The sequence below is a fragment of the Pseudomonas sessilinigenes genome (genome assembly GCF_003850565.1).
In the GTDB taxonomy this organism is placed as follows: Bacteria; Pseudomonadota; Gammaproteobacteria; order Pseudomonadales; family Pseudomonadaceae; genus Aquipseudomonas; species Aquipseudomonas sessilinigenes.
Map to the genome: position 1 here is coordinate 62,481 of NZ_CP027706.1, position 21,870 is coordinate 84,350.

The 21,870-nt window shown below is 63.1% G+C and carries 24 protein-coding genes; 13 read left to right on the forward strand and 11 right to left on the reverse strand.

Translation table 11 applies throughout. The features are described from left to right. Nucleotides 1-22 precede the first annotated feature (22 nt). Both C4K39_RS00335 and C4K39_RS00340 read left to right on the forward strand, forming a co-directional pair. Nucleotides 23-583 carry a cytochrome c oxidase assembly protein gene (locus tag C4K39_RS00335; RefSeq protein ID WP_068578097.1) on the forward strand — a complete coding sequence of 187 codons (561 nt, stop codon included), beginning with the start codon at nt 23-25 and terminating at the stop codon, nt 581-583. Nucleotides 584-616: 33 nt separating this feature from the next. Then, nucleotides 617-1,504 carry a cytochrome c oxidase subunit 3 gene (locus tag C4K39_RS00340; protein ID WP_068578099.1) on the forward strand — a complete coding sequence of 296 codons (888 nt, stop codon included), beginning with the start codon at nt 617-619 and terminating at the stop codon, nt 1,502-1,504. 6 nt (nt 1,505-1,510) lie between these two features. On the opposite strand, the gene C4K39_RS00345 is transcribed toward C4K39_RS00340, so the two are convergent. Next, the gene (locus tag C4K39_RS00345; RefSeq protein WP_022642262.1) at nt 1,511-1,714 is read right to left on the reverse strand and encodes a twin transmembrane helix small protein; all 204 of its coding nucleotides are present in this window, start codon (nt 1,712-1,714) and stop codon (nt 1,511-1,513) included. Nucleotides 1,715-1,784: 70 nt separating this feature from the next. On the opposite strand from C4K39_RS00345, the gene C4K39_RS00350 reads away from it, so the two are divergent. Genes C4K39_RS00350 through C4K39_RS00370 form a run of 5 tightly spaced genes read left to right on the forward strand, consistent with a single transcriptional unit; the run spans nt 1,785 to nt 5,693 of the window. Continuing rightward, nucleotides 1,785-2,525 carry an SURF1 family protein gene (locus tag C4K39_RS00350; RefSeq protein ID WP_068578101.1) on the forward strand — a complete coding sequence of 247 codons (741 nt, stop codon included), beginning with the start codon at nt 1,785-1,787 and terminating at the stop codon, nt 2,523-2,525. After that, nucleotides 2,491-3,081 carry a PA_0111/PP_0108 family redox-active disulfide protein gene (locus C4K39_RS00355; protein WP_068578107.1) on the forward strand — a complete coding sequence of 197 codons (591 nt, stop codon included), beginning with the start codon at nt 2,491-2,493 and terminating at the stop codon, nt 3,079-3,081. The genes C4K39_RS00350 and C4K39_RS00355 overlap by 35 nt, the downstream gene beginning before the upstream one ends. Nucleotides 3,082-3,091: 10 nt before the next feature. After that, entirely contained in the window at nt 3,092-4,171 is a 1,080-nt protein-coding gene (locus C4K39_RS00360) for a COX15/CtaA family protein (protein ID WP_068578103.1), read from the forward strand. Then, nucleotides 4,159-5,061, forward strand: a complete 903-nt coding sequence (gene cyoE / locus C4K39_RS00365; RefSeq protein ID WP_124345409.1) for a heme o synthase — start codon at nt 4,159-4,161, stop codon at nt 5,059-5,061. The genes C4K39_RS00360 and cyoE overlap by 13 nt, the downstream gene beginning before the upstream one ends. Beyond that, nucleotides 5,058-5,693, forward strand: a complete 636-nt coding sequence (locus tag C4K39_RS00370; RefSeq protein ID WP_068577355.1) for an SCO family protein — start codon at nt 5,058-5,060, stop codon at nt 5,691-5,693. The genes cyoE and C4K39_RS00370 overlap by 4 nt, the downstream gene beginning before the upstream one ends. Before the next feature lie 169 nt (nt 5,694-5,862). Here C4K39_RS00370 and C4K39_RS00375 read toward each other — a convergent pair whose 3' ends face one another. From C4K39_RS00375 to C4K39_RS00385, 3 genes are all read right to left on the reverse strand, one after another. Beyond that, complete coding sequence (locus C4K39_RS00375) at nt 5,863-6,636, reverse strand: MetQ/NlpA family ABC transporter substrate-binding protein (RefSeq protein WP_068577353.1); 774 nt, start codon at nt 6,634-6,636, stop codon at nt 5,863-5,865. A gap of 61 nt (nt 6,637-6,697) precedes the next feature. Further along, nucleotides 6,698-7,372 (reverse strand): methionine ABC transporter permease, encoded by a 675-nt coding sequence (locus C4K39_RS00380; RefSeq protein WP_068577351.1) that lies wholly within the window; start codon nt 7,370-7,372, stop codon nt 6,698-6,700. After that, complete coding sequence (locus tag C4K39_RS00385; RefSeq protein WP_124345410.1) at nt 7,372-8,379, reverse strand: methionine ABC transporter ATP-binding protein; 1,008 nt, start codon at nt 8,377-8,379, stop codon at nt 7,372-7,374. The genes C4K39_RS00380 and C4K39_RS00385 overlap by 1 nt, the downstream gene beginning before the upstream one ends. Before the next feature lie 234 nt (nt 8,380-8,613). Between C4K39_RS00385 and katE the strand changes: the two genes are divergently transcribed. Next, nucleotides 8,614-10,788, forward strand: a complete 2,175-nt coding sequence (gene katE / locus C4K39_RS00390) for a catalase HPII (RefSeq protein WP_124345411.1) — start codon at nt 8,614-8,616, stop codon at nt 10,786-10,788. 36 nt (nt 10,789-10,824) lie between these two features. On the opposite strand, the gene C4K39_RS00395 is transcribed toward katE, so the two are convergent. From C4K39_RS00395 to zur, 4 genes are read right to left on the reverse strand one after another with little or no spacing between them, the layout of a single operon-like run. Further along, nucleotides 10,825-11,544 (reverse strand): PA5502 family lipoprotein, encoded by a 720-nt coding sequence (locus tag C4K39_RS00395; RefSeq protein WP_068577346.1) that lies wholly within the window; start codon nt 11,542-11,544, stop codon nt 10,825-10,827. 37 nt (nt 11,545-11,581) lie between these two features. Then, the gene (gene znuB / locus C4K39_RS00400; RefSeq protein ID WP_022642273.1) at nt 11,582-12,370 is read right to left on the reverse strand and encodes a zinc ABC transporter permease subunit ZnuB; all 789 of its coding nucleotides are present in this window, start codon (nt 12,368-12,370) and stop codon (nt 11,582-11,584) included. Beyond that, complete coding sequence (znuC, locus tag C4K39_RS00405) at nt 12,363-13,133, reverse strand: zinc ABC transporter ATP-binding protein ZnuC (protein ID WP_068577344.1); 771 nt, start codon at nt 13,131-13,133, stop codon at nt 12,363-12,365. Before znuC ends, znuB begins: the two co-directional genes overlap by 8 nt. Then, a complete protein-coding gene (gene zur, locus C4K39_RS00410; RefSeq protein ID WP_068577342.1) occupies nt 13,133-13,615 on the reverse strand; it encodes a zinc uptake transcriptional repressor Zur in 483 nt (160 codons plus the stop codon). The genes znuC and zur overlap by 1 nt, the downstream gene beginning before the upstream one ends. A gap of 57 nt (nt 13,616-13,672) precedes the next feature. Here zur and C4K39_RS00415 point away from each other — a divergent pair, with 57 nt between their 5' ends. After that, nucleotides 13,673-14,602 carry a zinc ABC transporter substrate-binding protein gene (locus C4K39_RS00415; protein ID WP_124345412.1) on the forward strand — a complete coding sequence of 310 codons (930 nt, stop codon included), beginning with the start codon at nt 13,673-13,675 and terminating at the stop codon, nt 14,600-14,602. 84 nt (nt 14,603-14,686) lie between these two features. On the opposite strand, the gene C4K39_RS00420 is transcribed toward C4K39_RS00415, so the two are convergent. Beyond that, on the reverse strand, nt 14,687-15,637 hold the full coding sequence (locus C4K39_RS00420) for a homoserine kinase (RefSeq protein WP_068575395.1): 951 nt from the start codon (nt 15,635-15,637) through the stop codon (nt 14,687-14,689). A 65-nt stretch (nt 15,638-15,702) separates the two neighbouring features. Beyond that, a complete protein-coding gene (locus C4K39_RS00425) occupies nt 15,703-15,990 on the reverse strand; it encodes a DUF2782 domain-containing protein (RefSeq protein ID WP_068575394.1) in 288 nt (95 codons plus the stop codon). A gap of 74 nt (nt 15,991-16,064) precedes the next feature. Between C4K39_RS00425 and polA the strand changes: the two genes are divergently transcribed. Next, the gene (polA, locus tag C4K39_RS00430) at nt 16,065-18,854 is read left to right on the forward strand and encodes a DNA polymerase I (protein ID WP_068575393.1); all 2,790 of its coding nucleotides are present in this window, start codon (nt 16,065-16,067) and stop codon (nt 18,852-18,854) included. 407 nt (nt 18,855-19,261) lie between these two features. Here the strand turns inward: polA and yihA are convergent, their stop codons facing one another. After that, nucleotides 19,262-19,903 (reverse strand): ribosome biogenesis GTP-binding protein YihA/YsxC, encoded by a 642-nt coding sequence (gene yihA, locus C4K39_RS00435; protein WP_068575392.1) that lies wholly within the window; start codon nt 19,901-19,903, stop codon nt 19,262-19,264. Nucleotides 19,904-20,096: 193 nt separating this feature from the next. On the opposite strand from yihA, the gene C4K39_RS00440 reads away from it, so the two are divergent. The 3 genes from C4K39_RS00440 to C4K39_RS00450 all read left to right on the forward strand — a co-directional run bounded on the left by C4K39_RS00440 (nt 20,097) and on the right by C4K39_RS00450 (nt 21,864). Then, a complete protein-coding gene (locus C4K39_RS00440; RefSeq protein ID WP_068575391.1) occupies nt 20,097-20,387 on the forward strand; it encodes a c-type cytochrome in 291 nt (96 codons plus the stop codon). 45 nt (nt 20,388-20,432) lie between these two features. After that, nucleotides 20,433-21,038: a c-type cytochrome gene (locus C4K39_RS00445; RefSeq protein WP_068575390.1), complete on the forward strand. Its 606-nt coding sequence runs from the start codon at nt 20,433-20,435 to the stop codon at nt 21,036-21,038. Nucleotides 21,039-21,234: 196 nt separating this feature from the next. Beyond that, complete coding sequence (locus tag C4K39_RS00450; protein ID WP_068575389.1) at nt 21,235-21,864, forward strand: thiol:disulfide interchange protein DsbA/DsbL; 630 nt, start codon at nt 21,235-21,237, stop codon at nt 21,862-21,864. The last annotated feature ends 6 nt before the right edge of the window (nt 21,865-21,870 follow it).

The window sequence follows — 21,870 nt, forward strand, 5'->3', positions numbered from 1 at the left end:
TTTGTTGCAGGAGGGTATCGGGATGGCTGAAGTCTCGTTGAAGAAGCTGGTCACGCGGCTGCTGCTGGTGGTCGTGGCGATGTTCGTCTTCGGTTTTGCCCTGGTGCCGATCTACGACGTGATGTGCAAGGCCCTGGGAATCAACGGCAAGACCGGCGGGCAGTACCAGGATGCGCAACGGCAGCAGGTCGATGCCTCGCGCCAGGTGCGGGTGCAGTTCTTGTCGACCAATGCCATCGACATGGTCTGGGACTTCTACCCCAAGTCCGATGACATCGTGGTCCACCCGGGGGCGGTGAACGAAATGATCTTCATTGCCCGCAACCCCAGCGACCACCCGATGAGTGCCCAGGCGATCCCGAGCATCTCGCCCAGCAGTGCGGCGATGTATTTCCACAAGACCGAGTGCTTCTGCTTTACCCAGCAGGTGCTGCAACCCGGTGAGCAGATCGAGATGCCCGTGCGTTTCATCGTCGATCGCGACATGCCCAAGGATGTGAAGCACCTGACGCTGGCTTACACGCTGTTCGATATCACCGCGCGTCATCCACCGGTGGCGGCCGCCACCAAGACTGGCGGCTAGGCGCCCTGGCGTGCCCGATAAGGAGAACAATCAATGGCGACTCATGAGCACTATTACGTTCCCGCCCAGAGCAAGTGGCCGATCATCGCCACGCTGGGCATGTTCGTCACCGTGGCCGGCCTTGCGACCTGGTTCAACGACCTCAAGGCGGCACGCCCGGAATCCCACGGCCCGCTGATCTTCTTCGTCGGCGGCCTGCTGCTGGCCTACATGCTGTTCGGCTGGTTCGGCGCGGTGATCAAGGAAAGCCGCGCAGGCCTGTATAGCGCCCAGCTCGATCGCTCGTTCCGCTGGGGCATGAGCTGGTTCATCTTCTCGGAGGTGATGTTCTTCCTGGCCTTCTTCGGCGCCTTGTTCTATGTGCGGCACCTGTCCGGCCCCTGGCTTGGCGGTGAGGGGCACAAAGGCATCGCCCACACCTTGTGGCCGAACTTCCAGTTCGTCTGGCCGCTGCTCGAAAACCCCGATCCGAAGCTGTTCCCATCGCCCAAGGGGACCATCAGCCCCTGGGGCCTGCCACTACTCAATACCGTGCTGCTGGTGAGTTCCAGCGTCACCGTGACCATCGCCCACCACGCCCTGAAGAAGGGCCATCGCGGGGCGCTGAAGCTGTGGCTGGCGCTGACCGTGCTGCTGGGCTGCGCCTTCCTGGGCTTCCAGGCCCAGGAGTACATCCATGCCTACCACGAGCTGGGCCTGACCCTGGGCTCGGGGATCTACGGCGCGACGTTCTTCATGCTCACCGGCTTTCACGGGGCCCACGTGACCATCGGCACGCTGATCCTGTTCGTGATGCTGATGCGGGTGATGCGTGGGCATTTCGATGCCGAGCACCAGTTCGGCTTCGAGGCCGCCAGCTGGTATTGGCACTTCGTCGATGTGGTGTGGATCGGCTTGTTCGTTTTCGTCTACGTGCTCTGAACAGCCTTACCAGGGGGAATGGGACACCAGCTGGCCGCTGAAGAACCCCCAGGCGATCAAGCCGACGGTGATCACGGCCAGGCACACCCGAATACTCAGCGACGTCAGCAGGCGCTTGGATTGGCTGTCGTCCTTGACCAGAAAGAACAGGCCGCTGAACAGGCTGATAACCGTGGCAATCAGCATCAGGACGATGGCTGCTTTGAGCATGGTGGACTCCGGGGGGAAGCGCGATGCAAGTCAGTATAGCGAGTGGATTTATCAGCTTTGCGGCGCGGCCATGAAAGGCTTTCGCCCGGGCCTGGTGCCGACGCTGGTGGTGCTTGCGTTGCTGCCGGTGCTGGTCTGGCTGGGGTTCTGGCAGCTGGGGCGTGGCGAGCAGAAGCGCCAGTTGCTGGCCAGCTACGCCGAGCGTCGCGCTGGCGCGCCGGTGCCGTTGTTCGAGCTGCTGGAAGCGCCGGACCCGGCCTTCTTGCGCGTGCGCCTGCACGGGCATTTCGATGGCGAGCACAGCCTGTTGCTGGATAACCGCATGCATGACGGCAAGGTCGGGGTCGAGCTGCTGCAGCCCTTCCTGGACCAGGCCAGCGGCCGCTGGCTGCTGGTCAACCGTGGCTGGCTGCCCTGGCCCGACCGGCGTACGCCACCGCGTTTCGAGACGCCGGCGCAGAGCCTGGACCTGGAGGCCTGGGTCTATGTCGTGCCGGGGGCGGCGTTCCAACTGCATGCCGATCCGGCGGGGGCCAGTTGGCCCCGGCTGGTGACGGCGGTGGCGCCGGACAAGCTGTGGGCTGAGCTGGGTCGCACAGGTTTTGCCCATGAGGTACGCCAGGAATCCGGCCCCGGCGCCTATCTCACACAGTGGCCCGTGGTCGCCATGGGCCCGGAAAAGCACCAGGCCTATGCCGCGCAGTGGTTCGCCATGGCCGTGGCGCTGCTGCTTCTCTACGGCTACTTCGGCTGGCACAACGCAAGGGAGAAACGCCATGGGAACGGCCATGAATCCACCCAACATCTCTGAAACCCGGGAACCCAACCGGCGGCGTGGTCGCTGGCAACTGGTGCTCATCGTGCTGATGGTGATCGGTCCGATGATCCTCGCTACCAGCATGTACAAACTGCAGTTCTGGGTGCCGGACAGCCGCAGTTATCACGGCGAGCTGATCGGTAATGGCCAGACCCGTGCCGAGATCGGCGTGCAGTCCGAGGACGATCGCTGGCAGATCCTGGTAACCGCACCCAAGGGCTGCGCGGTGGATTGCCAGCAGTTGGTGTACCTGGCGCGGCAGGTCCAGGTGGCGCTGGGACGTGATGCCTCGCGGGCCAGCCACGCGCTGGCCGTTGCCCAACCCCTGGATGCCGACTATGAGGCCCGGTTGCAGCGGGAATATCCACAACTGCAGCGCTACCCCCTGGACCCGGCGAGCTTCGCCAAGGGCACCAGGGACCAGCAGGCGCCGCAACTGTGGATCGTCGATCCCCACAGCAACCTGGTGTTGCGCTACGACGCCCGGGTCAAGGGCAAGGACCTGCTCGACGACCTGCGCCACCTGCTGAAACTGTCGAACATCGGATGAGGGCATCGACATGGCCAAACCTGGATTTCGCCTTGCCTTGTTCGCCACCCTGCTGGCGTTACTGGTGGTGCTGCTGGGGGCCTATACCCGGCTGACCCATGCCGGTCTCGGTTGCCCCGACTGGCCCGGTTGCTACGGCTTTATCAGCGTGCCGCAAAGCGAAGCCCAGCTGGCCCATGCCGAGCTGCATTTCCCCGAGTCGCCAGTGGAGGAGCACAAGGGCTGGAACGAGATGATCCACCGTTATTTCGCCGGCACCCTGGGGCTGCTGATTGCGCTCCTGGCCGCGCGTTCCTGGACCCATCGGCGTTACCCCGGACAGCCCCTGAAACTGCCGCTGTTCATCCTGGCGGTGGTCTTCGCCCAGGCCGCCTTTGGCATGTGGACCGTGACCCTCAAGCTCTGGCCCCAGGTGGTGACCGCTCATTTGCTGGGCGGCTTCGCCACCTTGAGCTTGTTGTTCCTGTTGACCTTGCGCCTGTCCGGCGTGCTGCCGGCGCTGATCGTGCCGCGGCGCCTGCAGTATTGGGCCACGGCTGCCCTGGTGCTGGTGATTGGGCAGATCGCCCTGGGCGGCTGGGTCAGCTCCAATTACGCGGCGGTGGCCTGTATCGACCTGCCCACCTGCCATGGGCAGTGGTGGCCGCAGATGGATTTTGCCAATGGCTTCCACCTGACCCAGCACATCGGCCCCAACTACCTGGGGGGGCAGTTGGATAGCGATGCCCGCACCGCGATCCACATGACCCACCGCCTGGGCGCGCTGCTGGTGAGCCTGGTGCTGCTGGGACTGGCCTGGCAGTTGCGCCAGGTGGGCATGACCCGCCTGGCCGCGCTGGTGCTGGTGGCGCTGGCCGCGCAGGTCAGCCTGGGCCTGAGCAACGTTCTGTTCCACCTGCCGCTGCCCGTGGCTGTCGCCCATAACGCCGGCGGTGCGGCGCTGTTGCTGACCCTGGTGCTGGTCAACTATCACGCCCGGACCAGCCTGGTGCCGGTCCGGGACCGCCGCCTGCCGGGCTGGCGGCTCAGTCCACGCAAGCACGTGGCGAGTCTCATCACCATCAAAGGAGAGATGCCATGGCGACTCTGATCGGTACCCGTCAGCACCCCCAGGCGCTCTGGCGCGATTACCTGGAACTGACCAAGCCCAAGGTGGTGGTGCTGATGCTGATCACCTCCCTGGTGGGCATGTTCCTCGCCACCCGGGCCGGCGTACCCTGGACCGTGCTGGTGTTCGGCAACCTGGGCATCGGTCTGTGTGCGGGAGGCGCGGCGGCCGTCAACCATGTGGTGGACCGGCGCATCGATGCGCAGATGGCCCGCACCCACAAGCGTCCACTGGCCGAGGGCCGGGTTTCGCCCCGGGCCGCCCTGGCCTTCGCCCTGCTTTTGGCCCTGGCCGGGCAGGCGTTGCTGCTGGCCTTCACCAATCCATTGACGGCCTGGCTGACCCTGGCTTCGCTGTTGGGTTATGCGGTGGTCTACACCGGCTTTCTCAAGCGCGCGACGCCGCAGAACATCGTCATCGGCGGTTTGGCGGGCGCCGCCCCGCCGCTGCTGGGCTGGGTCGCCGCCACTGGCCACCTGAGCGCCGAGCCGCTGCTGCTGGTGCTGGTCATCTTCGCCTGGACCCCACCGCACTTCTGGGCCCTGGCCATCCACCGCAAGGAGGAGTACGCCAAGGCCGATATCCCGATGCTGCCGGTGACCCACGGCGAGCAGTACACCAAGGTGCATATCCTGCTCTACACCTGCGCCCTGCTGGCGGTGAGCCTGCTGCCCTTCGTGATCCACATGAGCGGCGTGCTGTACCTGGCCTGCGCCCTGATCCTGGGCGGGCGCTTCCTGCAATGGGCATGGGTGCTGTACCGTGGCACTCGACCACACGCGGCGATCGATACCTTCAAGTACTCTATCTACTACTTGTTCCTGCTGTTCATCGCCTTGCTCGTAGACCACTACCTACTGTTGAACCTATGACCAGAACCCAGAAAACCGTCTTCATCCTCGTTGCCGTGGTAGCCCTGATCCTGGGCCTGACCGTTAACAAAGTCCTGTCCGGCAAAGGCCAGGGCGACCCTACCGCGCTGATCGACGCCGGTATCATCATGCTGCCCCAGAGCCGTACCCTGCCCGCGGTGAAGATGCTCGACCAGGATGGCCAGCCAGTGGTGGTGGACGAGCTCAAGGGCAAGTGGTCGCTGCTGTTCTTCGGCTATACCTTCTGCCCGGACATCTGCCCCACTACCCTGGCCCAGCTACGCCAGATCAAGAGCGAGCTGCCCAAGGAGGTGGTGGACCAGTTGCAGATCGTGCTGGTCAGCGTCGATCCCAACCGCGATACCCCGCAGCAGCTCAAGCAGTACCTGGGCTACTTCGACAAGGACTTCAAGGGCCTGACCGCCTCTTCGGTGGAAGACCTGCAAAAGCTTGCCAATGCCGTGAGCATTCCCTTCATCCCGGCCGACACCAGCAAGGCCAACTACACCGTGGACCACAGCGGCAACCTGGCGGTGATCGGCCCGGATGGCAACCAGCGTGGCTTCATCCGCGCGCCGTTGAACAACCAGAAACTGGTGGCCCAACTACCGGCGATGGTGCAACGCAAGTAATGCTTGCCCTGTAGCCGCTGCCGCAGGCAGCGCCTTCAGGATCGCCAGGTCGCATCCGCGGCTACACGAAACGTGTCGGGACTTCAGGGTGCGGCTACACGCCGCCGGTGCAATGCCTGAAACGCAACGGGGCGCCCCAAGGCGCCCCGTTGTTGTTTCTGCGAGTCGATCAGAACGCCGGCACGATCGCGCCCTTGTACTTCTCTTCGATGAACTTCTTCACCTCAGGGCTGTGCAGGGCGGCAACCAGCTTCTTCATGGCGTCCGAGTCCTTGTCGTCAGCACGGGCCACCAGGATGTTCACGTAAGGCGAGTCCTTGCCTTCGATCACCAGGGCGTCCTTGGCCGGATCCAGCTTGGCTTCCAGGGCGTAGTTGGTGTTGATCAGAGCCAGGTCGACCTGGGTCAGCACGCGCGGGATGGTGGCGGCTTCCAGCTCGCGGAACTTCAGGCCCTTGGTGTTCTCGCTGATGTCCTTGACGGTGGCCAGGATGTTGTTGGAGTCCTTGAGCTTGATCACGCCGGCCTTGTCCAGCAGCAACAGGGCGCGGCCGCCGTTGGTGGCGTCGTTGGGCACGACCACGGTGGCGCCGTTGGGCAGTTCCGACAACTGCTTGTACTTGTTCGAGTAGGCGCCCAGGGGCTCCACGTGCACGCCGGCGACACTCACCAGCTGGGTGCCCTTGGCCTTGTTGAACTCATCCAGGTACGGCTGGTGCTGGAAGAAGTTGGCGTCCAGGCGCTTCTCGGCCACTTGCACGTTGGGTTGCACGTAGTCGGTGAAAACCTTGACCTTCAGGTCTACACCTTCCTTGGCCAGGGCCGGTTTGACGAACTCCAGGATCTCGGCGTGGGGCACCGGCGTAGCGGCCACGGTCAGGGTTTCGGCAGCATGCGCGGAGAACGCGGCCACGGCTGCGAAAGCGACGAGTAGTTTTTTCATCGAACAAGCTCCTTGTAAGTCGCCCGACCCCGGGCGCCTGCCGGCCAGCCGGCGATTGCGTTTATTTACGGGAAAAGTGCACTACCAGTTTATCGCCGATGATCTGCAGAACCTGAACCAGCACGATCAGCAGCACCACGGTGACCGACATCACGTCATCCTGGAAACGCTGGTAGCCATAACGAATGGCCAGGTCGCCCAGGCCCCCCGCACCCACCACGCCGGCCATGGCGGTATAGCCGACCAGGGCGATGGCGGTGACAGTGATGGCCGCGATGATGCCCGGACGGGCTTCTGGCAGCAGGGCGTTCATGATGATCTGGCGGGTCGTGGCGCCCATGGCCTGGGTCGCTTCGATGATGCCCCGGTCCACTTCACGCAGCGCGGTTTCCACCAGGCGGGCGAAGAAGGTCGAGGCCCCCACCACCAGCGGCGGAATGGCCCCTGCGACTCCAAGAGAAGTACCTGTGATGAACACGGTGGTGGGGATCATCACAATCAGCAGGATGATGAATGGCAACGAGCGTATGGCGTTGACCACGAAGCCCAGCACCGAATAGACGCCTTTCTGCTCCAGTAGCTGCTTGGGGCTGCACAGGAACAGCAAGACGCCCAGTGGCAAGCCCACCAGTACGGTGAAAAACAGGGATGTGCTGAGCATGATCATGGTGTCGCTGGTGGCGATGCCGATGTCGACCCAGTCGATATTGTTGAAGTAACTCAGTAGTCCTTCCATTAGCGCAGCACCTCCATGTGGACGTCCGCCGCGGCGAAGCGAGCAAAGGCCGCTTCCATGTCGCCGCCGGAGATGGCCAGGGTCAATTGCCCGTAAGGGGTGTCTTTGATGCGGTCGATGCGTCCGGCGAGGATGCTGTAGTCGACTCCCGTCTCCCGGGCCACGGTGCCCAGCAGCGGTGCATAGGTGGATTCGCCCTGGAAGGTCAGGCGCACGATACGTCCCGGTACATGGGCGAAGTCATCGCGCTGTTCGTTCTCGTCGATCTGTTCGTCTTCCTGGACGAAGCGCTTGGTGGTCGGGTGCTTGGGATGCAGGAACACCTGGGCCACATCGCCTTGCTCGACGATCGTACCGGCGTCCATCACCGCCACCTGGTCGCAGACGCGGCGGATCACGTCCATTTCATGGGTGATCAGGACGATGGTCAGCTTCAGCTCACGGTTGATCTCGGCCAGCAATTGCAGGACCGACGCAGTGGTCTGCGGGTCCAGGGCGCTGGTGGCTTCATCGCACAGCAGGATCTTGGGCTTGGTGGCCAGGGCACGGGCGATGCCGACGCGCTGCTTCTGGCCGCCGGACAACTGCGCCGGGTACTTGCGGGCATGGTCGGCCAGGCCCACGCGGGCCAGCAGTTCAGTGACGCGCTTGTCGATCTCGGTCCGCGACAGTTCGCCGGAGAGCTGCAGTGGCAGGGCCACGTTGTCGGCCACCGTCTTGGAAGCCAGCAGGTTGAAGTGCTGGAAGATCATCCCGACCTGCTGGCGGAAGCGGCGCAGGCCGCCGGCGTCCAGCGCGGTGATTTCCTCGTTGTCGACGATGATCTTGCCGCCGCTGGGGTTTTCCAGGCGGTTGATCAGGCGTAGCAGGGTGCTTTTGCCCGCACCGGAGTGGCCGATCAGGCCGAACACCTGGCCATTCTCGACCCGAAGACTGGTCGGGTGCAGGGCAGGGATATCCCTACCGGCGACCCGGTAGGTTTTATGGACGTTTTGAAACTCGATCACGTAGCGAACCTTGTGAGGCGCGTTAGAAAAGGGGCAGCGGTTGGCCGGGCGCGCATTTTAGCCTGTCCGTATAGAGGTTCTTAGTATTTATTTCGCAATCATCCTGCCATTTGGCAATAACGCGATCAAAGGTCATAAAAAAGGAACGCCTGCGGCGACTCCCCAGTCACTACTCAAGCCACTCGAAAGCGCCCAGGTGCCGTGCCTCGGCGCATCCGCCCGCGAAGCCCCGGCATGCCAGGGATTTCGCCAACGAGGAGTATGTGTCTGATGAGTACCCAGAAAACCACCAGCCCGAACAGCCAGGCCGCGGGGACCGACACCCTGGACCGGGGCAACAGCAACGCCAAGCTCGAAAGCCTGGAGCGGTTCCGCAGCGACGCCACCGGGCAGGCCCTGCGGACCAACCAGGGAGTGAAGATCGCCGATAACCAGAACACCTTGAAAGCCGGCACCCGCGGCCCTTCGCTGCTCGAAGACTTCATCATGCGGGAGAAGATCACCCACTTCGACCATGAGCGGATTCCCGAGCGCATCGTCCATGCCCGAGGCACTGGCGCCCATGGTTACTTCCAGAGTTATGCCGACCATTCGGCGTTGACCAAGGCTGGGTTCCTGCATGATCCGGGGAAAAAAACACCCGTGTTCGTGCGTTTTTCCACGGTCCAGGGGCCAAGGGGCTCTGGCGATACCGTGCGTGACGTGCGCGGCTTTGCGGTGAAGTTCTTCACCGACGAGGGCAACTTCGACCTGGTGGGCAACAACATGCCGGTGTTCTTCATCCAGGACGCGATCAAGTTCCCCGACTTCGTGCATGCGGTGAAGCCCGAGCCGCACAACGAGATGCCCACCGGCGGTTCGGCCCACGACACCTTCTGGGACTTCGTCTCGCTGGTACCGGAGTCGGCGCACATGGTCATCTGGGCCATGTCCGATCGGGCGATTCCCAAGAGCCTGCGCAGCATGCAGGGTTTTGGCGTGCACAGTTTCCGCTTGATCAACGCCGAGGGGCGCTCGCACTTCGTCAAGTTCCACTGGCATCCGTCGGTGGGCACTTGCTCGCTGCTATGGGACGAAGCGCAGAAGCTGGCGGGCAAGGACACGGATTTCCACCGCCGTGATCTCTGGGAGGCCATCGAGATCGGTGATTACCCGGAATGGGAACTGGGTGTGCAGATCATCGCCGAGGAAGACGAACACCAGTTCGAGTTCGACATTCTCGACCCGACCAAGCTGATTCCCGAAGAGCTGGTGCCCGTCACGCCGCTGGGCAAGATGGTGCTCAATCGCAACCCGGACAACTTCTTCGCCGAAACCGAGCAGGTGGCGTTCTGTCCGGGGCATATCGTGCCCGGCATCGATTTTTCCAATGATCCATTGCTGCAGGGCCGGTTGTTTTCCTACACCGATACCCAGATCAGCCGCCTGGGCGGGCCCAACTTCCATGAATTGCCGATCAATCGGCCGGTGGCGCCGTTCCACAACAGCCAGCGCGACGCCATGCATCGCTCCACCATCGACAAGGGACGGGCTTCCTACGAGCCCAACTCGATCGACGGCGGCTGGCCCAGGGAGACCCCGCCGGCCGCCGAGAACGGCGGTTTCGAGAGCTACAACGAGCGTATCGATGCGCATAAGATCCGCCAGCGCAGCGAGTCCTTCAGCGACCATTTCTCCCAGGCGCGGCTGTTCTACAACAGCATGAGCAAGCATGAGCAGGAGCACATCATCGCCGCCTACAGCTTCGAGCTGGGCAAGGTCGATCGGCCGCAGATCCGCGAGCGGCAGGTGCAGCAGATCCTGGCCAATATCGATTTGCAGTTGGCCAAGCGCGTGGCCGAGAACCTCGGCTTGAAGGCTCCGGCCAAGGGCACTGTGGCCGAGCGCAAGGTGTCGCTGTCGCGCTCGCCTGCCCTGAGCCAGGCCAACCTGTTGTCCGGGGATATCAAGACCCGCAAGGTGGCGGTGCTGGTGGCCAATGGCGTGGACGGCGCGGCGATCGCTGCGTTGCAGAAGGCGCTCAAGGCCGAAGGGGCTCATGCCAAGCTGCTGGGGCCGACCTCGGCGGCGGTGACGAGCGCCCAAGGCAAGGCATTGGCGGTGGATGCCTCGATGGAGGGTTTGCCGTCGGTGGCGTTTGACGCCGTGTTCGTGCCGGGTGGCGCCCAGTCGATCAAGGCCCTGGCGGGCGATGGCGTCGCCCTGCACTACCTGCTCGAGGCCTATCGGCACCTGAAGGCCATCGCCTTGCACGGCGAAGCCCGGGAGCTCTTGAAGGTACTTGGGCTGGAGGCGGATGAAGGCGTGATCGTCGGTGGCGATGCCAAGGCCCTGAAAGCGTTCTTCGCGGCCATGGCCCAGCATCGGGTGTGGAGTCGCGAGGCCAGGGCCAGGGCGGTTCCGGCCTGAGGTGGTTGCCGGCAGCCTGCGGGCTGCCGGCCACTGTCATTGCGCCTGGCGTGGGGTCAGGACCATCTGCGCCGGCACATGGCGCACGATCTGCCGGTCGATCTTCTGCTGGAAGTCGGGAGCCAGCTTCTTCACCCGCTTGTGCAGCAGGGTCGAGAGCCACGGGTAGTCTTCGCGACGTGGGACCTGGAGGGTGACGTCGCACTGGTAGTTCACCACGTCCGCGGCCAGGGCATCGAGCTGGCGGCGCAGCTGGCGGATGTCGGTGACATTCAGGGCGATGGTGCTGCTGGGGGCGGTGGGGTCGATCAGCTTGGCTGCAGGGCGCGCCTCGGCGGCCTTCAGTGCGGCTTCGGCCTTGTCCAGCTCGGCCTTGCGGGCGTGGGCGATGGCATTGTTGACCCCGCCAGTCAGGGCCGGCGCCTTGGGCATCAGCGCCCGGGCACGGCTCAAGGCCGTGGCGGCAGCGTTCACGTCGCCCTTTTGCAGGACGATCTGGCTGCGCTGTAGGTAGGCCTCGGCCAGCTGTCGCTGGTACTGGACCAATTGTGGGTCGTCAGGGGTCTGTGCCTGCAAGGCGCTCAACTGGTCCTCGGCGGTCGCCAGTTCGCTGCTGGCGATGCTTTGCTGCAGTTGTGCGACGGCCGTGGCCCGCGCATCGGGGACCTCGGTGGCCACCGGCGGCGTGCTTTGGCAGGCCCCCAGTAGCAGGGAGAATGCGACAAGGAGCAGATAACGGGAGGCGAACGGCTTCATTCCTGCGACTCTCTAATTGCGCAAAAAGCGAGCAAGTCTACACCCCTCGACGGGGCAGAACAAAACTCAGCAGAAACAGGGCGGCCGCCGTGACCACGATCGACGGCCCGGCCGGGGTGTCCTTGAACCAGGACAGCGCCAGCCCGCCGCCCACTGCCAGCATGCCCAGCAGGCTGGCGCCCAGGGCCATCTGCTCCGGCGAGCGGGCGTGACGCTGTGCCGCAGCGGCGGGGATGATCAACAGGGAGGTGATCAGCAGCACCCCGACGATCTTCATGGCGACGGCGATCACCACCGCGATCAACAGCATCAGCGTCATGCGCAGCGAGGCCACGGGCAGGCCTTCGACCTTGGCCAGCTCCTCGTGCACGGTGATGGCCAGCAATGGCCGCCACAGCGCTACCAGCAGCAACAGTACAGCGGCGCTGCCGCCGAGGATCCACGCCAGGTCGCCGGGGCTGATCGCCAGCAGGTCGCCGAACAGATAGGCCATCAGGTCGATCCGCACTTCATGCATGAAGCTTAGTACCACCAGGCCCAGGGACAGGGTGCTGGGTGCAAGAATCCCCAGCAGCGTGTCGGATGCCAGGGGTTGGCGCTGTTGCAGGGTGACCAGCAGTACCGCCAGTAACAGGCAGCCGACGGTCACCGCCACCGCTGGGCTGACATCCAGCAGGAAACCCAGGGCGACGCCCAGCAGCGCGGCGTGGGACAGGGTATCGCCGAAATAGGCCATGCGCCGCCAGACCACGAAGGAGCCCAGGGGGCCGGCGACCAGCGCCAGGGACAAACCTGCGAGCAGGGCGTACAGCAGGAAATCAGCCATGCTTGCAGTTTTCTCCGTGGACATGGGGCTGGACCACCACCGAGCCATGCAGGTCGTGGGCGTGGTCATGATGGTGGTGGTAGATCGCCAGGCTTGGCGCGTTCTTGCCGAACAGCTCGACGAAGGCCGGGTCGCCACTGACCTGCTCGGGGTGCCCGGAGCAGCAGACGTGGCGGTTGAGACAGACCACCTGGTCGGTGGTGCTCATCACCAGGTGCAGGTCGTGGGAAACCATCAGCACACCACAGCCGTGGCGGTCGCGCAGGCGGGTGATGAGGCTGTACAGCTCGGCCTGGCCGGCCACGTCGACACCCTGCACCGGCTCGTCGAGGACCAGTAGCTCAGGCTCGCGCAGCAGCGCCCGGGCCAGCAGCACGCGCTGCATCTCACCACCGGAAATACTCTGCACCGGGCTGTCGATCACCTGTTCCGCTCCGACCTCCTTGAGTGCCGCCAGGGCCGCCGGGCGGTCCACCCCCGGCACCAGGCGCAGGAAGCGCAGCACCGAGAGCGGCAGGGTCGGGTCGACATGGAGTTTTTGCGGCATGTAGCCCACCCGCAACCGAGGCTTGCGCCAGACGCTGCCGGTATCGGGCTTGAGCAGGCCGAGCACGGCGCGCACCAGGGTGGTCTTGCCGGCACCGTTGGGGCCGATCAGGGTGACGATCTGCCCGGGTTCGACACTGAGCTGGATGTTGTCCAGCACGTTCTGCCCGGCAAAGGTCACCCCGACTTGCTCGAGGCGGATCAACGCAGTGCTCATCACGCCCCCTGGCAGCCGGAGCAGAGCCCGATCACTTCGACGGTCTGGCCCTCGACCACGAAGCCGACGTCGCGGGCGCTGTTGATGATCGCGTCGCTGATGGATTTCTGTTCGAGTTCGATGGCCGCGTGGCACTCGCGGCAGATCAGGAACTGGCCCTGGTGCGCGTGTTCCGGATGGTTGCAACCGACGAAGGCGTTGAGCGAGGCGATGCGGTGCACCAGGCCGTTGTCCAGGAGGAAGTCCAGGGCCCGGTACACCGTTGGCGGTGCGGCGCGGCGCCCATCCTGCTCGCTGAGCACCGCCAGGATGTCGTAGGCGCCCAGGGGCTTGTGGCTTTGCCACACCAGCTCCAGCACCCGCCGGCGCAGTGCGGTCAGGCGCAGGCCCTGCCGGGTGCACAGGGCATCGGCCTCAGACAGTGCGTTGTGCACGCAGTGAGAGTGGTCGTGTGGTCGGCTGGCAAGAGGTGTTTTAGGCATGAGCGGCGACGAGGTTGGTGAGAGACGTTATTATGTTACCCGCTATCGCCTCTTCGAGTGTCCATCGTGCCCCGACTTTTTCGTCTTTTTGTCGCTTTTACCTTCAGCTTGTTCGCGATCGGCTCGGCCCAGGCTGAAGTCCGGGTGCTGACCAGTATCAAGCCCCTGCAGTTGATTGCCGCGGCGGTGCAGGACGGCGTGGCGATTCCCGAGGTGCTGCTGCCGCCGGGCGCTTCGCCGCACAACTATGCGTTGCGCCCCTCCGATGTGCGCAAGGTGCAGAGCGTGGATCTTCTGTACTGGATCGGCCCGGACATGGAAGGGTTCCTGCCGCGTGTCCTGAAGGGGCGCAGCCTGCCCTCGGTGGCGGTACAGGACCTGCCAGGCATGAAGCTTCGCCGTTTTGCCGAAGATAGCCACTCCCACGCTGAAGATGCCGACGAACATGATCACGATCACCGTCCCGGCAGCCTGGATGCCCACCTTTGGCTGTCGCCGGTCAATGCCCGGGTGATCGCCACTCGCATGGCGGCCGACTTGAGCGCCGCCGATCCGGCCAATGCCACGCGTTATCAGGACAACCTGAAGGCTTTCAGCGAGCGCCTGGATGCCCTGGACACCCGCCTGAAGGCTCGCCTGGCGGGGATCGCCGGCAAGCCCTATTTCGTCTTCCATGAAGCCTTCGACTATTTCGAGGACGCCTATGGTCTCAAGCACACCGGGGTGTTCAGCGTCGCTGCCGAGGTGCAGCCTGGGGCCCAGCATGTAGCGGCCATGCGCGCGCGCCTGCAGCAGGTGGGCAAGACGTGTGTGTTCAGCGAGCCGCCGCTGCGTCCGCGGCTGGCGGAAACCCTGGTGGCCGGCCTGCCGGTAAAGCTGGCCGAACTGGATGCATTGGGCGGCTACACCCCGGCGTCCGCCACGGGCTACGAGCAGGTGCTGGAGAAGCTCGGCAACGATCTGGCCGGCTGCCTGGAGCAGCTATAAGCGGGTTTCCAGTACAGGCTTCATCCTTCGCGGGCCAGCCGCTCCTGCTCGTTTACGGCAGGGGCGGCTGGCCCGCGAAGCGTTTCAGAGGGCGAACGGCAGGGCCACGCTGACCTGCTGGCGCTGGGCCAGGTAGCGCTGGAACTCCATCGGGTCGTGGATCAGTACGTCCTGGCCGGCAAAGGTCTCGGCAGCGATCAGGCGTGACAGCCAGAAACGCACGCAGGCCACCCGCAGGATGGTTGGCCACAGTTCGGCCTCGGCGGCGGTGAATGGCCGCAAGGTCGCGTAGGCACCGAGCAAGGCCCGTGCGCGTTGGCCGTCGAGCATCCCTTCGGCGTCGGAACACCAGTCGTTCAGGGCAATGGCCACGTCATACAGCATCGGCCCCGAGCAGGCGTTATAGAAATCGATCAGGCCGGTCAGGTGGGTACCTTCGAACATCGCGTTGTCGCGGAACAGGTCGGCATGGATGTTGGCCCGTGGCAGGGCGAGGATCCTGGTCCTCTGTTCGACGATCTCTTGCAGCGCACGTTGCAGCAGGTCCTTGGCGGTGCTGTCCAGGTGTGGCAGCAGCTTGGCGCCCTCTTCCTGCATCCAGTCCAGGCCACGATCGGTCTTGCGCTTGATCATGTTGTCCTTGGTGGCCACGTGCAGGTGGCCCAGCAGCTCGCCAACCTGGACGCAGTGCTGGGCGTTGGCTTGCTTGATGTGCTTGCCGGCCAGGCGCGGTTGCAGCAGCGCTGGCTTGCCCGCCAGTTCCCGCAGGGCGACGCCGTCGGTGGTACGCAGCGCGTAGGGAACCGGCAGGTCCGCCTCGTGCAGGACGTCCAGCAACTCGATGAAGAACGGCATTTCCTGGACAGGCCCGCGCTCGACCAGCGTCAAGACGAACTCGCCCTGTTCCAGGCTGATGAAGAAATTGGTGTTTTCGCTACCAGCGGCAATCCCCTGGAAATCAAGCAGGCGGCCGAGCCCATATGGGGCGAGAAAGGTTTCCAGCTCGGGCCGAGCCAGGGGGGTGAACACAGACATGGTTAAGAACTGCCAGTACGGGCGCCGCTATCGGGCCGGCGCCATTGAGTTGAAGTCGGAGTGGCTTACCACTCGAAGATTTTCCACGAAGGGATCAGCATATCGGGCTGATCCGAACGGATGAAGTTGCCGTCGGAGCCATCGGCGCGCACCAGGAAATAGGGCTTGCCACCTTTTGGCGTGACCTTGATCGCATACAGGAAGCCATTTTGCCGGTATTCCTGGATGGTCTTGTCGCCTTCCGTGCGAATGGTGACTTCCGGGTCGGCCGAAGGTGCATCTTCCGCGGCGATCGCTGCCATGGAGGAAACTGCAATCAAGCCGGCCAGCAGCAAGCGATTTATTGTGCGCATGATAACCTTGTCCCTTTGTCGTCAACGGTCCCGCTATTCTAGCGCCGGACCCGTCCAAAAGGTTGATTCCGCTCATGAGCCAAGCCCCCCTCGTCCTGGTGGACGGTTCGTCCTACCTGTACCGCGCTTTTCACGCGCTGCCACCGCTGACTACCTCCAAAGGCATGCCGACCGGCGCGGTCAAGGGCGTGCTGAACATGCTCAAGAGCCTGCGCAAGCAGTACCCGCAAAGCCCGTTCGCCGTGGTGTTCGACGCCAAGGGCGGGACCTTTCGCGACGAAATGTATGCTGACTACAAGGCCAATCGCCCCAGCATGCCCGATGACATGCGGGTGCAGATCGAGCCGCTGCATGCCAGCGTGATCGCCCTGGGCTTCCCGTTGCTGTGCGTCGAGGGCGTCGAGGCCGACGACGTGATCGGAACCCTGGCCCGCAGCAGCTCCGCGGCGTCCCGGCCTGTGGTCATCTCCACCGGCGACAAGGACATGGCGCAGCTGGTGGATGGGCACATTACCCTGGTCAACACCATGTCCGGTAGCAGCATGGACGTGGAGGGCGTGAAGGAGAAATTCGGTGTCGCTCCCGAGCAGATCATCGATTACCTGGCGCTGATGGGCGACTCCTCCGACAACATCCCTGGCGTTCCGGGCATCGGTCCGAAGACCGCCTCGGGCTTGTTGGTGGGGGTCAACGGCGGCCTCAAGGAGCTCTACGAGCAGCTCGATATCGTGCCGACCCTGCCGATTCGCGGGGCCAAGACGCTGCCGGCCAAGCTTGAAGAACATAAGGAAATGGCTTTCCTGTCCTATCAACTGGCGACCATCAAGGTCGACGTTGCCCTGGATGTGGGCCTGGACGACCTGCACCTGCGCGAGCCGGATCGCGAAAAGCTCGCAGAGCTCTACAGCCTGATGGAGTTCAAGAGCTGGCTCGACGATCTGCAGCGCGATGCCAAGCGTGTCGAGCTCGATACCAGCGCTGCCCCGGCCGCCGCTGAACAGCAAGCGCCGGCGGAGGAGTCTCCGCTGGAACTGCAGTACGAAACCATCCTCGACCCGGCGCGTTTCGACTTCTGGCTGCAAAAGCTCAAGGGGGCCAAGCTGATGGCCTTCGATACCGAAACCACGGGTATCGATGCCCAGCAAGCCCAACTGGTGGGCCTGTCCTTCGCGGTCACCGCGGGTGAGGCGGCCTACGTTCCGCTGACACACAGCTACATGGGGGCGCCCGCGCAGTTGGATCGCGATACCGTGCTGCTGGCACTGAAGCCGTTGCTCGAAGATCCGCAACTGCTGAAGGTGGGCCAGCATGCCAAGTTCGACATGAACATCCTGGCCAACTGCGCCATCGGTGGTGATCAGGCCAATGGCATCACCATGCGTGGCGTGGCCTTCGACACCATGCTCGAGTCCTATGTGCTCAATTCCACCGCCACCCGCCATGACATGGACAGCCTGGCGCAGAAGTACCTGGACCACAGCACCGTGAGTTTCCAGGACATCGCCGGCAAGGGCGCCAAGCAGCTGACCTTCGACCAGATTCCGCTGGAGCAGGCAGGTCCCTACGCAGCCGAGGACGCGGACGTGACCCTACGCCTGCACCAGGCCTTGTTCGAGAAGCTGACTGCCATCCCGAGCCTGGCCAGCGTGCTGACCGATATCGAGATGCCTCTGGTACCGGTACTGGCTCGCATCGAGCGCCAGGGCGCGCTGGTGGACGACAAGCTGCTGGGCGTGCAGAGCATCGAGCTGGGCGACAAGATGGAGGCCCTGGAGCGTGAGGCTTTCGAAATCGCCGGCGAGGAATTCAACCTGGGATCGCCGAAGCAGTTGGGCAGCATCCTCTATGACAAGCTTGGCCTGCCAGTGCTGAAGAAGACTGCCAAGGGCCAGCCGTCCACCGCCGAAGAGGTGCTGGCCAAGCTGGCCGAGGACGACTACCCGCTGCCCCGGGTGCTGATGCAGTACCGCTCCATGAGCAAGCTCAAGAGTACTTATACCGACCGCCTGCCGGAGCAGATCAACCCGCGCACCGGACGGATCCACACCTCGTATCACCAGGCAGTAGCGTCTACCGGGCGCCTGTCTTCCAGTGATCCGAACCTGCAGAACATCCCGGTGCGCACGGCAGAGGGGCGGCGCATTCGCCAGGCCTTCGTCGCTCCGGCCGGCTACAAGCTGCTGGCGGCGGACTACTCGCAGATCGAGCTGCGGATCATGGCGCATCTGTCCCAGGACGAAGGCTTGCTCAATGCTTTTCGCAACAATCAGGACGTGCACACGGCCACGGCGGCGGAAGTGTTCAAGGTCGATCTCGGGGACGTTACCTCCGAGCAGCGCCGCAGTGCCAAGGCCATCAACTTCGGCCTGATCTATGGCATGGGGGCGCAGAAGCTGGGCAAGGATATCGGCGTCGATACCAAGCAGGCCAAGGCTTATATCGACACCTACTTCGCCCGCTATCCGGGGGTGCGCGAGTACATGGACCGCACCCGTGCCCAGGCGGCCGACCAAGGGTATGTGGAGACCATCTTCGGTCGCCGCCTGTACCTGCCCGAGATCAACTCCAACAAGCCCCAGGAGCGGGCCGGTGCCGAACGCACGGCGATCAACGCGCCAATGCAAGGCACTGCCGCGGACATCATCAAGAAAGCCATGGTGGCGGTGGACAACTGGCTGCAGGGCTCGGGGCTGGACGCCAGGGTCATTCTCCAGGTGCACGACGAACTGGTATTGGAGGTTCGCGAGGACCTGGTGGACCAGGTGCGCGAAGAAATTCGCGGTTACATGAGCGGTGCCGCGACCCTGGATGTGCCGCTATTGGTGGAAGTCGGGGTGGGAAATAACTGGGATGAGGCCCATTAAGGGGACTTTTCGCCGACTTTTGCCGCGACATAGTGTCGCGGCAAAAGCCTGGAGAACCATTAGCGCGAAAAATTTCAGGGGTTATCGCTAATAGTTTTTGCGCTCGGCCGGAACTAAATCGAGAAACGCCCACTCAGAGTTACTGAATGGCTGGTGAAGCCCTTCAATGCTCCTATGTTGTGTTAAGTGTTGGCAGATATCTGGACCCCGCCCTAGCGGTCTAGAACTTGAACCCCGAACTTCCCCCTCCCCATATGAAGTCCGGGGTTTTTTTTGCCTGAAAATTGCCTGCGTGGCGACCATGCTGCGTTAAAAAGCGGCGGGAAATGCTCATTTAGGCCCCTAAACTCCGCTTTCCCGCCGCTTTTTGCCTTGCCTGATCACCGTGCAGACAATTTTTATCTCTCTCAGGCCTCGATCTCGGCGCCTTTGTCGGCCAGTTCCAGCCAGCCCGCCAGCACGGTGTAGGCTTCTTCCAGGCCCATGCGCTTGGGTGCGGAGAACAGCTGGATAGTGATGGCTTCGCCCCAGCCCTTGCGAATTTGCGACTGGACCTTGAGCAGGGTGTTCTTGGCTGCGCCATAGGTCAGTTTGTCGGCCTTGGTCAGCAGGATGTGCATTGGCATGCCGCTGGCCACGGCCCAGTCCAGCATCAGGGTGTCGAAATCGGTCATTGGATGACGGATATCCATCATCAGGATCAGACCCTTGAGGCTCTCCCGGCTGCCCAGGTAGGCCTCCAGGTGGCGCTGCCAGTGCTGCTTCAAGGGGATCGGTACCTTGGCGTAGCCGTAGCCCGGCAGGTCGACCAGACGGCGATCGTCGTCTAGCTTGAAGAAGTTCAACAATTGCGTGCGGCCCGGGGTCTTCGAGGTGCGTGCCAGGCTGGCGTGGGTCAGGGTGTTCAAGGCGCTGGATTTACCGGCGTTGGAACGCCCGGCGAAGGCAACTTCGAAGCCGGCGTCGTCAGGGCATTGATCGACCTTGGCGGCGCTGAGCATGAAAGTAGCCTGTTGGCACAGACCGAGGATGGGGTTCTTCAGTTGCATGGGATTTCCGAAATAGGGGCGGTGCCGAGGATGGGTGCGGCGAGCGGTGTCGTTTCCGTTTCAGTAGCGCCAGTATATAATGCCGCAGATTTTGTGTGCGCTTTGTCCCAGCGTAGGATGAAGTTCACGAGAGCGATAAACCTTGTATGCGCATTAGAACGCAGCACGCTCTCAACCCTGAAAAGGTCGTTTTATGACGAAATGGCTGCTGGCTACCGGGCTCTTGATGCCGCTTTACAGCGCGCAGGCTACACAGGATCCGGAAGCTGTGTACAACCGTGTTTGTGGGGCTTGTCATTCCGGCCAACTACCGACGGCGCCCCGCAAGGGCGACCAGGAAGCTTGGGCGCCGAGGTTGGCGCAAGGTATGGAGACGCTGGTGCAACACGTGACCCAGGGTTTCAAGGCGATGCCGCCGCGTGGTTTGTGCATGGACTGCAGTGCCGAGGATTACCGAGCCATCATCCACTGGATGAGCGAGTGATCCCGGTCCATAACTCTTAACCCTTAGCCGTAGTTGGATTAGCTGATGAACAAATTACTCGTGAGTCTGCTGTTGACCTTGGGCATCACCGGTGTTGCCCATGCCGCAGGCGACGCTGCTGCCGGTCAGGCGAAAGCCGCAGTCTGTGGCGCTTGCCACGGCCCTGATGGGAACAGCATGGCGCCAAACTTTCCCAAACTGGCAGGCCAGGGGGAGAGGTACCTGGACAAGCAGCTGCACGATATCAAGTCCGGTAAGCGTCAAGTGCTGGAAATGACCGGCCTGCTGACCAACCTGAGCGATCAGGACCTGGCTGACATCGCCGCCTATTTCGCCAGCCAGAAAGGCAGCGTCGGCGCGGCTGATCCAAAAGTTGTGGCCCGTGGCGAAGAACTGTTCCGTGGCGGCAAGCTGGACCAGGGCATGCCAGCCTGTACCGGCTGCCATTCGCCGAACGGCGCGGGTAACGCAGCGGCAGGTTTCCCTCACCTGGGTGGCCAGCACGCTCAATATGTGGCCAAGCAGCTGACCGACTTCCGCGAAGGTGCGCGTACCAACGATGGCGACACCATGGTCATGCGCAGCATTGCCAGCAAGCTGAGCAACAAGGACATCGAAGCAGTGTCCAGCTATATTCAAGGCCTGCACTGAGGCCGCCGCGATCAGTTGCCGGAAGGTGCATAGCCACGGCGACGTTAATGATCGATTAATCTGACGGTGCAAGCATAAAGGGTGGCTCAGGCCGCCCTTTTTTATGGCGCCAGCCGCTACACTAGCGAACTCAAGCCCGCCATGATCTGTCTGAATTCAGGTCGCGCGAGGCGCCTAAATCGTCCAGGAGTAAAGCATGCGTAATCTGATTCTCAGCGCCGCTCTCGTCACCGCCAGCCTGTTTGGCGTGACCGCTCAAGCCGCCGAACCGCTTGAAGCCGGTAAACAATATGTCGAGTTGAGCAGCGCCGTTCCGGTTGCGGTGCCTGGCAAGATCGAAGTGGTGGAGCTGTTCTGGTATGGCTGCCCTCATTGCTATGCCTTCGAACCCACCATCAACCCTTGGGTCGAGAAACTCCCTGCCGACGTCAACTTCGTACGTATCCCAGCCATGTTCGGTGGCATCTGGAATGTCCATGGCCAGCTGTTCATCACCCTGGAAGCCATGGGGGTCGAGCACAAGGTGCACAAGGCCGTGTTCGAGGCCATCCACAGCGGCAAGAAACTCGCTACTCCTGAGGAAATGGCCGACTTCCTGGCTGGCGAGGGTGTCGACAAGGACAAGTTCCTGAGCACCTACAATTCCTTCGCCGTCAAAGGCAAGGTCGAAGATGCCAAGAAGAAAGCCCAGGCCTATCAGATCTCTGGCGTACCTACCATGGTGGTCAACGGCAAGTATCGTTTCGACCTGGGCACCGCTGGCGGTCCTGAAGGTGCGCTGAGCGTGGCCGACCAGCTGATCGCCAAAGAGCGCGCGGCCAAGTAAGCGCCG